Here is a 13737-nt window from a genome sequence, read left to right as displayed (position 1 = left end):
GGTGGTACCACCAGATTGCACTAACCCCACGTAAAAAATTGGGGGCTGAATAACAAATGATGGTAACAGATGTTACCATCTGGAAAAATGTTTTTATTTCGAATCATTTGGATTGTTAATGATACGTTAACATTAAACTTGCAACTTATGGCAATTAATTGGTAAACAATGATTAAATCAAGTGATTTCGGTTCGGATTTTTTATGGGGGGTAGCTACTGCTGCAGCACAAATAGAAGGCACAGCAACGCAATATGGTAAAGGACCTTCCATCTGGGATACTTTTACGGCGAAAAATGGCAAAATAAAGAAGAACCATAAATTAGATCCTGCCTGCGATTTTTATCATCGTTATACCGAAGATGTATCACTCGTTAAACATCTGGGGTTTAAGGTTTTTCGGTTTTCTATTGCCTGGTCGCGGATTTTACCCAGCGGAAGGGGAGAGATCAATCAGGAAGGTATCCGTTTTTACCATCATCTTATTGATGAATGTTTAACAAACGGGATTACACCTTATGTTACGCTTTATCATTGGGATTTACCGCAGGCCCTGGAAGATGAGGGCGGCTGGACAAGTTTTGGTATTAATGCTGCCTTTAATGCTTTTGTAAGTATCTGTGCATTAGAATACGGCGATAAAGTAAAAAACTGGATCGTACTGAATGAGCCTTTCGGTTACACATCTTTGGGTTATATGCTTGGGGTACATGCTCCAGGAAAAACAGGCTTGAGCAATTTTTTTCCGGCAGTTTTACATACGGCTTTAGCACAGGCCGAGGGTGCTAAAATTTTACGTGCCGAGGTAGCCAAGGCGAATATCGGAACTACTTATTCCTGCTCGGAGATAATCCCTTATACCGAAAGCGATAACGATGTGTTGGCTGCAAAGCGGATAGATTGTTTAATGAACCGTTTGTTTGTAGAGCCTACATTGGGTACGGGCTTTCCTACTGCAGATTGGGACGTGTTAGAAAAATTTCAGATTGAATATGGTACCTGGCGATGGCAGGAACGGATGAAATTCGACTTCGATTTTATTGGTCTTCAAAACTATTTTCCGTTAACAGTAAAATATAATGCTTTTATTCCGGTAATCCAGGCCTGGGAAGTGAAAGCCAAAAGCAGAAAAAAACCACATACAGCAATGGGTTGGGAAATTAATGCCGATAGCTTTTACCATATTGTAAAACAGTTTGCCGCCTATCCGGCCATTAAAAATATCATCATCACCGAAAACGGTGCAGCCTATCACGATAAATTAATTGATAAAAGGGTAGAAGACCCCGAACGGATCGAATACTTTAAACTTTACCTCGCAGCCCTGTTCAAACTCAAAAATGAAGGAATTAAGGTTGCGGGGTACATGGCCTGGACATTAATGGATAATTTTGAATGGGCCGAAGGTTTTACAGCAAGGTTTGGGCTCGTTTATAATGATTTCAAAACCCAGGAACGTACCATCAAGGATTCGGGTTACTGGTGGAAAGAATTCCTAAGAAGCTAGTTGTTAAATCGTTTTTTTGCTATCTTTACCGGATAAATTATTCGCTTGAGGTATGAATGATAGAACCGTAGTTTATAGCACCTTTTATAACCCAATGGAGGCCAATATCATCAAAGCCAAATTGGAAGATAGAGGATTTGCCTGTTTTCTGGCAGATGAAAATGTATCTACCATTCAGCCGCTCTATAACCAGGCCATAGGTGGTGTTAAACTTATTGTTTTTGAACGAGATGTGGAAGCAATTAATGCTTTACTGGCTGAAGACAATAGCTTGGATTTTGAATCATCAGATGAAATTATTGATGAAGAAGAATCAGCAGAAAGCAAAACCGTTTGTGAAAGATGTGGCTCTGCCAATGTAGGTTACGGAATGGCAACCGAAAAAAAATACAGTCTTTGGGCTACCATGTTAGCCTTTTTAACATTTACTACGCCAATTAAAGCCAATAAATGTTATCACTGTTATGATTGCGGTTTTGAGTTTAAGTAGATTTAATCATATCAGGTAATCCTTTATGGCGAGAGTGTTTTCTAATACATATTGCTCAGGCAATCGTTATGCTGAATTCATTTTACAGGCAGAGGTGGTATTTTTAATTGTCTTGTAGCTACTTCGCGGTCAGCATTCATCCAGCCGATACAATCCCTGAAATAATTCCGGTATTTACCAGATCAGGGCAATGTCTCCAATATACTTTATACGCCGGGGTAAGGGGGGAAAAAAAATCCCATTCTGAATAAACAGAACGGGATTATAAGAATGCTGTATAGATTAAAAACCGAAACCTAACGCAATACCGGTGCGAAGACCAAAGCCTTCAATCCCGCCTTTGATATCTGGTTCGTTATTACCTTGAGTGGCTTTATACTTTCCACTGTTGTAACTCGGACCAAAGAAAATATCAAGTACAAAGCCACTTCCATAAACCCACTGGCGTCCCATCAAAGCTCCTCCGCCAAATGAACTATATTTTCCTTTGTCTGATCCGTCGGTAACAGAATAATTCTGGTATCTTAAGAATGGAGCAGCATATAAACCACTTATTGCCCTTTGTTTTAAATAGAAACGGGCTTCTGGGGTAACCGCAACTCCCGTAAATTTAACATCATCCAGTTTTAGGCCAGTATAAGCCAAACCGAGCTGTAACGAAACTCCATCATTGAGTTTACGCTCGTAAAAAACTGATCCGGTTTTGATGAGGGCACTTAAAGGATTGATTTTAATGGTGTTTTCTGCATCCTGTGCTTTTGCGCATAGAAAAGTCGCGGCCATAGCGGCACATAAAAAGAGCTTTTTCATTAATTTGATTAGTTTGTTTGAGCTGTAAAAATAGATTTAATATTCTTTTTTACAAACAAAAAATCCCGTTATGCCTTAACAAAACGGGATTGATGGTATCAATCGAGACTTTGGACCTCCGAAAACGGACTCCAGACTATAATGCGGCTTTTGCAGCAGCTTCGGCCCTGATGATATTCAACGCACCACCAGCTTTAAACCACTCTATTTGTTGTGCATTGTAGCTGTGATTAACCGCAAACTCCTCAGTAGTGCCGTCTGCATGGTGTAATACCAGGGTTAACGGTTGATCAGGAGCGAACTCCGTTAAGCCTAAAATATCAATTGTATCGCCTTCCAAAATTTTATCGTAATCATCTTTATCGGCAAAAGTTAAGGCCAGCATGCCTTGTTTTTTAAGGTTTGTTTCATGGATACGGGCAAAAGATTTTACCAATACCGCACGAACGCCCAGGTGGCGTGGCTCCATGGCGGCATGTTCACGTGATGAACCTTCACCATAGTTTTCATCGCCCACCACAATTGAACCTAAACCAGCAGCCTTATAATCGCGTTGTGTAGCCGGTACCGGGCCATACTCTCCGGTTAGCTGGTTTTTAACGGTATCAGTTTTATCATTAAAATAGTTTACCGCACCAATTAACATGTTGTTTGAAATGTTGTCCAGGTGACCGCGGAATTTTAACCACGGACCAGCCATCGAAATGTGGTCGGTTGTACATTTACCTTTGGCTTTAATTAATAGTTTCAGGCCTTTAAGGTCGGTACCTTCCCAAGGAGCAAACGGATCTAATAACTGTAAACGGTGGGAAGTTGGCGATACCAGAACCTGTACCTGCGAGCCATCAGCTGCCGGGGCCTGGAAACCTGCATCTTCTACCGCGAAACCTTTGGTTGGCAATTCGTAACCGGTAGGCGGGTCTAATTTAACTTGTTCCCCTTTATCATTGGTTAGGGTATCCGTTAATGGGTTAAATCCTAAATTACCCGAAATGGCAATGGCAGCCACCATCTCTGGCGACGCTACAAACGCGTAAGTATTCGGGTTACCATCGGCACGTTTAGCAAAGTTTCTGTTGAAGGAATGTACAATGGTATTTTTTTCTGCTTTCTCCGCACCCGTACGGTCCCACATACCAATACATGGACCGCAGGCGTTGGTAAATATCGTTGCACTTAAATCTTCGAAAGTTTTTAAATAACCATCGCGGTCTGCGGTGTAACGTACCTGCTCAGAACCCGGGTTTATACCAAATTCGGCTTTAGTGGTTAAACCTTTTGCAATTGCCTGATTGGCGATAGAAGCTGCTCTTGATAAATCTTCGTATGAAGAGTTGGTACAAGAGCCGATTAAGCCCCATTCTACTTTTAATGGCCAGCCATTTTTCTCGGCTTCCGTTTTCATTTGCGAAACCGGAGTAGCCAAATCTGGTGTAAAAGGACCGTTTAAGTAGGGTTCCAAAGTATCTAAATCAATCTCAATCACCTGATCGAAATAATTTTCGGGATCAGCATAAACTTCCGGGTCGCCGGTTAAATATGCGGCAATTTTATTTGCCTCATCTGCCACTTCGTTTCGGTTTGTAGCGCGTAGGTAACGCTCCATACTCTCGTCATAACCGAAAGTAGAAGTAGTTGCACCAATTTCAGCACCCATATTACAAATGGTACCTTTACCCGTGCAGCTCATTGAAGTAGCACCATCGCCGAAATATTCTACGATGGCACCGGTTCCACCTTTTACGGTTAAAATACCAGCTACTTTTAAAATCACATCTTTTGCAGCTGTCCAGCCGTTCAATTTACCGGTTAATTTTACACCAATCAATTTAGGGAATTTTAGTTCCCAGGGTAAACCTGCCATTACATCACAGGCATCTGCACCACCAACACCAATGGCCACCATACCTAAACCTCCCGCATTTACGGTGTGCGAGTCGGTACCGATCATCATTCCACCCGGGAAAGCATAGTTTTCCAGCACAACCTGGTGGATAATACCGGCACCTGGTTTCCAGAAACCGATACCATATTTGTTGGATACAGAGGATAAGAAATCAAAAACCTCAGCACTTTCTGTTCTGGCATGAGGTAAATCTATGGCAGCACCTTCTTTTGCCGTAATGAGGTGATCGCAATGTACGGTAGAAGGCACTGCAACTTGGGGACGCCCAGCTTGCATAAACTGTAATAATGCCATTTGCGCAGTCGCATCCTGCATCGCTACGCGGTCGGGTGCAAAGTCTACGTAATCAGATCCACGCTTAAATGCCTTTTTAGGATCTCCATCCCAAAGGTGGGCATACAATATTTTTTCAGATAATGTTAAAGGTCTGCCAACAACTTTACGCGCAGCTTCTACGCGGTTACCGAAGTTTGCGTAAACCTTTTTAATCATGTCTATATCAAAAGCCATATTTTAATTTTTATAAATTATTAACAATAAGGTACTATCTAAAGTAAACAATTTTAAACAGAATTATTTTGGAGATTTGTCATAATATCTTATTTAAAACCATTCTATGCAATTTTTATGCAAAGAAAAAGGCTACCAGATTTCTGATAGCCCTAACAAATAATATGCTTTTTTGTTTCTTATTATTGTTTTGTGGAAACAGGGGTAAACTTGGTTAAGTTGATGCCATCAACTGCAACTTTGTACTCTTCTATACTCGGAATACGGCCTAAGATGGCTGAAAGCACCACAACTGGTGTGGAGGCCAGTAAAGATTCTCCTTTCTTACCATCTTTGTCTTCAACCACGCGGCCCTGGAATAAACGCGTAGAAGTGGCCATCACCGTATCACCTTTAGCTGCTTTCTCCTGGTTGCCCATGCATAAGTTACAGCCGGGGCGCTCTAAATACATGATATTTTCATATTCAGTACGCGCTACGCTTTTAGGTAATGCATCACTAAACTCAAATCCTGAGTATTTCTGTAGATATTCCCAATCGCCTTCTGCTTTCAGTTCATCAATAATATTGTAAGTAGGAGCGGCCACCACCAATGGAGCTTTAAATTCTACTTTACCGGTTTGGTTCTCTACGTTTTTCAATAATTGAGAAACGATTTTTAAATCGTCTTTATGTACCATGCATGAACCTACGAAGCCCAGATCTACTTTTTTATCGCCACCGTAATAAGTTAAATCCCTAATGGTATCATGTGTGTACCGTTTAGAAACATCAGCATTATTTACATCCGGGTCGGCAATCATGGGCTCGTTGATCAAATCCAGGTCGATTACTACCTCTGCATAATATTTGGCATTTGTATCCGGCATTAAAGCAGGTTTGATACCGGTTTTAATTTCCTCAATACGTTTGTTTGCTTTGTTGATCAAGCCCTGAAGCACCTGGTTATGGTTGTCCATCCCTTTATCAATCATGATCTGGATACGGTTCTTGGCAATTTCCAGCGATTGGATTAATGTATCATCCTGCGAAATACAAATCGATGCTTTTGCCTTCATCTCGGCAGTCCAGTCGGTAAAGGTAAAAGCCTGGTCTGCCAGCAAAGTACCAATGTGTACCTCAATAATACGGCCCTGGAATACGTTTTCGCCATCAAACTGTTGTAACATCTGCAATTGTGTAGCATGAACCACATCACGGAAATCCATGTGTTCTTTCATGGTACCTTTGAAAGTTACTTTTACGGATTCCGGAATCGGCATAGAAGCTTCGCCAGTAGCTAGTGCCAACGCCACTGTACCAGAATCGGCACCGAATGCCACTCCTTTTGACATGCGGGTATGCGAATCTCCACCAATGATGATCGCCCACTCATCAATGGTGATATCATTCAGTACTTTGTGGATCACATCCGTCATGGAATGATAAGTGCCTTTCGGGTCACGGGCTGTAATCACGCCGAAATCATTCATGAATTTCATCAGTTTAGGGATGTTTGCCTGTGCTTTTTTATCCCATACAGACGCTGTGTGACAGCCTGACTGGTACGCCCCATCCACAATCGGCGAAATCACCGTAGCCGCCATAGCCTCTAATTCCTGAGCGGTCATTAAACCGGTCGTATCCTGCGAGCCTACAATGTTTACTTCTACACGCACATCAGAGCCCGCATGTAAAACCTTTCCGGGGGCTAAACCTACGGCATTTTTGTTGAATATTTTTTCTACGGCGGTTAAACCCCTACCTTCTACAAATACCTCTTTAGCCGGAGCAAACACAACCGGAGCTTCGATGCCTAAAGTTTTAGCGGCAAAAGTCTGGATCTTTTTACCGAAAACGATGGCGTAAGAGCCACCTGCTTTGATAAATTCCATTTTTTGAGGTGTTAAAGCTTTTGAAATATCAATCAGCTCCTGATCGCCGTTATATAATTTTTTGGTTCTGGTATTGATCGTAAGTACCGTACCTGTGGCTACTGAATATACTTCTTCCAGAACCGGTTCGTCGTTTTCATTCCGTACCACATTTCCATACTCATCGGTTTTCTTTACCCAGTTTTTAAGGTCGATACCAATACCACCTGTTACATCAACTGTGGTTAAGAAAATAGGTGAAATACCATTGGTACCGCCTACAATTGGTGCGATGTTTACAAATGGAACATACGGACTGGATCGTTTACCTGTCCAAAGGGCCACATTGTTCACGCCCGACATGCGGGAAGAACCTACACCCATGGTACCTTTTTCGGCCACCAGCATCACACTTTTATCAGGATGTTGTGCCTGAAGGTCTTTAATGGCCTGTTGCGCTTCAGGAGTAATCATGCATTTGCCATGTAATTCACGATCGGAACGTGAATGTGCCTGGTTGCCAGGTGATAATAAATCGGTAGAAATATCGCCGATACCTGCAATAAAGGTTACTACTTTAATTTCTTCCGCAACAGGAGGCAATCCGGTAAAGAATTCAGCTTTGGCGTAACTCTCTAATATTTCTTTGGCAATGGCATTACCATTTTGGTAAGCCTCTTTTAAACGATCGGTATCGGCATCATACAAGAATACCTGTGTTTTAAGCACATCGGCAGCTTTTTTGGCTTTATCTCCATTATCTGCCAAAGCAATATCCAATAAAACTTTAATGGAAGGTCCGCCCTTCATGTGTGATAGCAGTTCGAAAGCAAAATCAGGTGTAATTTCTGCAACAACAGTTTCGCCTGCAATAATTTCTTTTAAAAACCGGGCTTTAACGCCCGCCGCAGCTGTGGTACCCGGTAGGGTATTGTATATGAAAAAGTGAACAGCGTCTGCCCTGTTAAAATTGTTGACATTTTTGATCTGGTCGATGATTTCGCTTAATAACTCGGCGCTGTCAATAGGTTTAGGATGAAGACCTTGAATTTTTCGCTCTTCAATTTCCTTAATATAATCGTTATAAATACTCATCTTAGCTATTTATTCTTTTTGGCGAAGTTTGATGCAGTAAATACAACTTCTTAAAAGAATACTATTAATTGTGATTAATTTGTGGTTATCAGCCAAAAAAGTGAATTTTTTGGATAAAAACAAAAATAACAAAAAGCAAGCTTTTTATGGAATTCGAGCGGGTGATTGCGTAATTTGGAATTATTCTAAACAATCAGATTTTGTCTAATCGTTCTGCGGAACATCGCTATTAAAACTGCAGTTAGTACCGTCAATCGACCGTTCAATTCCGTACAGTTTTGTCCGTTTTTGAACAGTTGAACATCCATGGGTATGACTAAAACCTGTTCTGGCTTCAAAGGATAAGCATTAGGTGTTCTGGCACAGCAATCGCTAAAGCGAAGCGAAAGTGAAACCCTTTTCGGAGAAATGAGCTAACACCCTGGGTAATGCATATTCCAAACGATCAAATGCTTTTAAACTATCATGAAAAACAATGATAGAACCATTTTCGGTATGTTTGATTACATTTTGATAGCATTTCTCGGGCGAAAGATTAATGTCAAAATCGCCGCTGAGTACGTCCCACATCACAATTTGCAGTTGGAAGTTTTCCGTTTTTAGTTGGGATTCATACGCTGGACTCCCGACTTGAGACTTTAGACTTCGGATTTGGGACTTCTTTATCCTCCCGTAAGGTGGGCGAAAGAGGTGAGACTGCGTAAGTTCCTGGCATTTTAGCGTATTTTTGAGATAGGTTTCATCATCGGTTTTCCATCCCTTTAAATGATTAAAAGTATGGTTACCAATGGCATGCCCGTCCGTTTTTATATGTTCAAAAACTTCGGGATGTTTAACAATATTATCGCCGATGCAAAAAAATGTAGCTTTAGCATTAAAGACTTTCAAAGTTTTTAATACAAAATCTGTAACATTGGGTATAGGTCCATCGTCAAAGGTCAGATAAATGACTTTTTCGGTGCGGGATTTATTCCATAACAGCGATGGATAATACCATTTTAGCAGAAGCGGTGATTTGATCAGGTACATGTAACTCCAAAGTTAGTAAATGCCTGAACAGATTGAAATGATTAAAGTTGTTTATATTAGAATCGAAACAAATTATGAAGAGGTTTACCCATAAAAAGTTAATTACCGGATCTGCTTTGCTAGTGGCATTAAGTTTTAGTCAGCAAATGAGGGCTCAAGAAGTCATCAGCATCGAAAAAGCGGTCGAAAATACGTTGAAAAATAACTTAACCATCAAACAAGCTGCATTCAATGCCGCCATCAGCGAAGAAAATGTACGCCAGTCTAAAAACGCTTTATTGCCAGCTGTAAATGGATCTGTTAACCAATCTATGCAATGGGGAAGAAGCCAGGTAACATCAGGTTTGTTTTTAAACACTCAGAATTATAGCTTAAGTCCAAATGTTTCTGCCAATATGCAGTTATTTGGCGGTGGTGCGCTACTCAATCAAATCAGGCAGAATAAGTTATTGTTGGCTGTAGATCAAACCAATGTAGAAAAGGTTAAAAACGATCTGATATTGCAGGTGGTAACGGCTTACCTGCAGGTTTTAAATAACCAGGATCAGGTTAGAGCTACACAGCAACAATTAGAAGTGGCCAATGCTACTTTAAAAAGAGAGCAGGCGCTTTTAGACGTTGGTAATAAAACTTTGGCCGATATTTCGCAGGCCAAATCGCAGGCAGCAACCGCTGAACTTAATCTAACCAATGCCCAGAACCAATTGACCATATCTTTTTTAACTTTAGGGCAATTGATGGAAATTCAGCCACCGATGACGTTTAAAGTACAGCCGCCATTGGTTGACGAAATGAACAATATCCAGAATACTTATGTGCCAGGTGATATTTATAAACAGGCCCTAAACAGCTTTCCCGATATCAAATTGGCAAGTTTAAATACTAAGGCAGCAGAAAAAGGCATTGATGTGGCCAAAGGTAGTTATTATCCTAAAGTCAGTTTTGGCGGAGGTTTAGGATCTTTCTATCAATACCAGTTTGCTTTCCCCGGAAACAGTCCGTTTTTCAACCAATTGTCAGATAACTTTGGTAAATCTATTAATATGGGTATTTCCATTCCTATCTTTAATGGTTTTGCCACCCGATCAACTGTCAGAAAGGCCAAAATAGTATTCCAGCAACGTAAAACCGATGAGCAGATTGCCAAAAATAACCTCATCAAAGTAATTAATCAGGCGGTTGCCGATTTAAACGCGGCGCAAAGCAGGTATTCCTCTACGCAAAATGCTTTTCAGGCACAGAAGGATGCTTTTTATGTGATCGAGCAGCGTTACGCCGTTGGCTTAGTAAATTCTTTAGATTATAGTACGGCACAAACCAATAGAAATAAAGCTGAAATAGATTTTATCCTGGCCAAATACGATTTACTGTTCCGTGCCAAAGTAATTGATTATTATCTGGGCAAACAGATTGTTTTTTAAGACTAAAGCTAAAAGCGGAAAAACCAAAGGTTAAAGCTAAAAAACCAAAGCTGAAAGGATAGCCAGCATGATAAGCTTTCAACCTTTAAACATTACAACATTATCGAAATAAACGAAATACAATATAAATTATGAAACTGAAGCATATTATTATTACCGTAGTTGCTATCGTAGTCCTTCTGGTGGTGTTAAAACTGGCAGGAGTGATTGGTGGGAATAAAACCGAAAAAGTAACTACAGAAAAAGCATCAGATAAAACTGTTGTGGAAACAGTTACGGCAAGTGGAAAAATCCAGCCGGAAACCGAGGTTAAATTAAGCTCGGAAGTATCGGGTGAGGTGGTAGAATTAAAGGTAAAAGAAGGTGACATTGTTAAAGCAGGCCAATTGCTTTGTAAAGTACGTCCGGATGTATTACAATCGGGTTATGAAAGAACGGTGGCCACTTTCAACGCGCAGAAAGCCAGCGTGGCTGCAGCGCAACAACAACTTGCCCAAAACCAGGCTAATTTTGTAAATGCAGAAGCCACATACAAACGTAATGTAGAACTTTTTAATAAAAAAGTAATTTCAGCTTCAGAATTCGATGCAGCAAAAGCGGCATTTTTAACCGCCAAAGCTAATTTAGCCAGTGCAAAAGAAAATGTAACAGGCGCCAAATTTACTTTAGAGCAAACCGGTGCAAATGTTAAGGAAGCGGGGGCAAACTTGGCTAAAACCACTATCTATGCGCCGGTTGATGGGGTAGTTTCCAAATTATCCATTGAGCTAGGCGACCGTATTTTGGGAACTTCGCAGATGGCGGGTACTGAAATTATGCGTATTTCCAACTTATCCTCAATGGAGGTTAATGTTGATGTAAACGAGAATGACATTACCCGAGTTAAAATTGGCGATAAGGCTTCCATCGAAGTGGATGCCTTCTCTGACAAAAAGTTCAGAGGCGTGGTTACCGAAATTGCGAGTTCATCAACAGCTGTTGGAACTACTGCATCAACATCTGTTGACCAAGTAACCAACTTTTCGGTAAAAATCCGGATTACTGAAGAAATGGAAGGTAAGCAACAATCTATTTTCCGTCCGGGTATGTCGGCAACGGTTGATATAGAAAGCGAATCGTTAACCGGATTGGCCATCCCGATCCAGGCGGTGTTTACCGATAATGCGAAATCTGGTGGAAGCAACAATAACCAGGGCAACGAGGAAAATACCGATAAACAGAAATCGAAACTGACTGATAAAAAGGTAAAACAATTTGTATATACCTATGATGCCAAAAGTAAAAAAGTTAAAAAAACAGAGGTTACTACCGGTATCCAGAACGATCAGTTTATCATCGTAAAATCGGGTATTAAAGCTGGTGAGGAAATTGTAACAGGTCCGTATTCGGCCATTCAAAACAAATTGAAAGACGGGATGGTGGTAGAAAAAACAGCTAAAGACCAATTGTTTAGCAAAGACGGAAAAAAGTAGCCTTTTGAGGGGTAAGGTTAAAGGTTTGAGGTGTAGGGGGTTGCCTGTCTGCTTCACACTTTTGTCGTAAATATCTGTAAGAAATAGTAACTTGCCATCTTTAAGGTGTATTCCTAAGGTTAGGGTGTAAGGTTTAGGGTTTAAAGTATTCGTTTTAAACCTTAAGTCTTACACCTTTTGCCTTACACCTTTTACCTTAAACCTTTTCTATAATCATGGTGCCTAAAATAGCAATGATAGGGGGCGGGAGCTGGGCTACTGCCATTGTTAAAATGCTTGCAGATAATTTGTCTGAGAAAGAGATTTTTTGGTGGATGCGTAATGAAACAGCCATTGAGCACATTAAAAAATTTAAGCATAATCCGCATTACCTCAGTTCTGTTGAGCTAAAGCTCGATCAGGACCATATCTCGTCCGATATCCGTTCGATTATAGAATCAGCTGATTTTGTGATTTTGAATGTACCGGCTGCATTTTTAAAGGAAACCCTCGCAACCATAACACCTGAAGATTTAAAAGGAAAAAAAATAGTATCTGCCATTAAGGGCATTGTGCCGGAAGATAACCTGATTATCGGCGAATTTTTGCATGAAAAATACAACATTCCCTATCATGATATTCTGGTGGTAAGCGGCCCCTGCCATGCCGAAGAAGTAGCTTTTGAAAAACTATCTTACCTCACCATAGCCTGTACCGATGTAGAAAAGGCCACAGTATTTGCCTCTCTTTTAAGTACACGCTATATTAAAACCAATGTTTCTGACGATATTTTCGGTACTGAATACGCTGCGGTTTTAAAAAATATTTATGCGGTAGCCAGCGGCATTTGCCATGGCTTAGGTTATGGCGATAACTTTCAGGCCGTGCTCATCAGCAATGCCATAAGTGAAATGAAACGTTTTGTAGATGTGGTTCATCCAATAGACCGCGACATTAAAGAATCAGCCTATCTGGGCGATTTGCTGGTCACGGCTTACTCGCAGTTTAGCCGCAACCGTACTTTTGGCAACATGGTAGGGAAGGGCTACACCGTAAAATCGGCACAGCTGGAAATGAATATGGTAGCCGAAGGTTATTATGCGGCGAAATGTATGCACATCAAAAATCAAGGATACAATGTAGATATGCCTATTTGCAAAGCAGTTCATAACATTATTTACGAGAAACGGTCTCCACAGATTGAAATGAAGTTATTAGCCGAAAAATTGAGTTAAATGACATAAAATTTTCTGTTTATTTCAGCGGTTTCATCGTTAGATAATTTTGGCGATCCATGTTTTTTGTAAATCAGGGTTCGTTGCTATTCGGTTGGTGCAGTCCTTCTTTCCGCTCTTATCTTTTTGTGGAGGGTTTAGCAGGCATATTTTGGTTTCTGCACCAAAAAGGATAGCCGCTTCAATAAGGTTTATTGAATATGGGCCGGTGTAAGAAATCAAGAAGTATTTTGCCCGATATTGAGAGTTTTTACGTCGTTCTTTGCAGCAACTTTGTTCTTAGCCCCCTGCCCGTTGCAGGCGGGCGTTCAATGTCGTTAAGTTAAGGAAAAACATTGCAAAGAAAGGATTTAACCAGTATCTTTATGTCAGCCCTTATAAAGGAAGGCGAACTTTTTCCAGTTTATAGAAGGGCTTTTTTTACACACTAT

The 13737-nt window shown here is 40.7% G+C and carries 9 protein-coding genes; 5 read left to right on the top strand and 4 right to left on the bottom strand.

Annotated elements, in window-relative coordinates; translation table 11 throughout:
* The first annotated feature begins 168 nt into the window (after window positions 1-168).
* Together QZ738_RS14340 and QZ738_RS14335 are read left to right on the top strand one after the other, a co-directional pair.
* Window positions 169-1506, top strand: coding sequence for a GH1 family beta-glucosidase (locus tag QZ738_RS14340; protein ID WP_293788447.1), 1338 nt, complete (start codon window positions 169-171; stop codon window positions 1504-1506).
* 52 nt (window positions 1507-1558) lie between these two features.
* Window positions 1559-1996 carry a DUF2007 domain-containing protein gene (locus tag QZ738_RS14335; RefSeq protein WP_293788446.1) on the top strand — a complete coding sequence of 146 codons (438 nt, stop codon included), beginning with the start codon at window positions 1559-1561 and terminating at the stop codon, window positions 1994-1996.
* A 282-nt stretch (window positions 1997-2278) separates the two neighbouring features.
* Here the strand turns inward: QZ738_RS14335 and QZ738_RS14330 are convergent, their stop codons facing one another.
* From QZ738_RS14330 to QZ738_RS14315, 4 genes are all read right to left on the bottom strand, one after another.
* Window positions 2279-2806 (bottom strand): DUF3575 domain-containing protein, encoded by a 528-nt coding sequence (locus QZ738_RS14330; protein ID WP_293788445.1) that lies wholly within the window; start codon window positions 2804-2806, stop codon window positions 2279-2281.
* Window positions 2807-2942: 136 nt separating this feature from the next.
* Window positions 2943-5222 carry an aconitate hydratase gene (locus QZ738_RS14325; RefSeq protein ID WP_293788444.1) on the bottom strand — a complete coding sequence of 760 codons (2280 nt, stop codon included), beginning with the start codon at window positions 5220-5222 and terminating at the stop codon, window positions 2943-2945.
* 182 nt (window positions 5223-5404) lie between these two features.
* On the bottom strand, window positions 5405-8170 hold the full coding sequence (locus QZ738_RS14320) for a bifunctional aconitate hydratase 2/2-methylisocitrate dehydratase (protein ID WP_293788443.1): 2766 nt from the start codon (window positions 8168-8170) through the stop codon (window positions 5405-5407).
* Window positions 8171-8542: 372 nt separating this feature from the next.
* Window positions 8543-9199, bottom strand: coding sequence for a polysaccharide deacetylase family protein (locus tag QZ738_RS14315; RefSeq protein WP_293788442.1), 657 nt, complete (start codon window positions 9197-9199; stop codon window positions 8543-8545).
* A gap of 74 nt (window positions 9200-9273) precedes the next feature.
* Here QZ738_RS14315 and QZ738_RS14310 point away from each other — a divergent pair, with 74 nt between their 5' ends.
* The 3 genes from QZ738_RS14310 (at window position 9274) to QZ738_RS14300 (ending at window position 13306) form a co-directional block, all read left to right on the top strand.
* A complete protein-coding gene (locus QZ738_RS14310; protein ID WP_293788441.1) occupies window positions 9274-10620 on the top strand; it encodes a TolC family protein in 1347 nt (448 codons plus the stop codon).
* A 131-nt stretch (window positions 10621-10751) separates the two neighbouring features.
* Window positions 10752-12092 (top strand): efflux RND transporter periplasmic adaptor subunit, encoded by a 1341-nt coding sequence (locus QZ738_RS14305; RefSeq protein ID WP_293788440.1) that lies wholly within the window; start codon window positions 10752-10754, stop codon window positions 12090-12092.
* A 215-nt stretch (window positions 12093-12307) separates the two neighbouring features.
* Window positions 12308-13306: an NAD(P)H-dependent glycerol-3-phosphate dehydrogenase gene (locus QZ738_RS14300; protein ID WP_293788439.1), complete on the top strand. Its 999-nt coding sequence runs from the start codon at window positions 12308-12310 to the stop codon at window positions 13304-13306.
* Window positions 13307-13737: the final 431 nt, after the last annotated feature.

Origin of the sequence: uncultured Pedobacter sp., assembly GCF_913776295.1 — a bacterium.
Lineage (GTDB): Bacteria > Bacteroidota > Bacteroidia > Sphingobacteriales > Sphingobacteriaceae > Pedobacter.
This window is presented reverse-complemented; position numbering and strand designations above follow the sequence as displayed.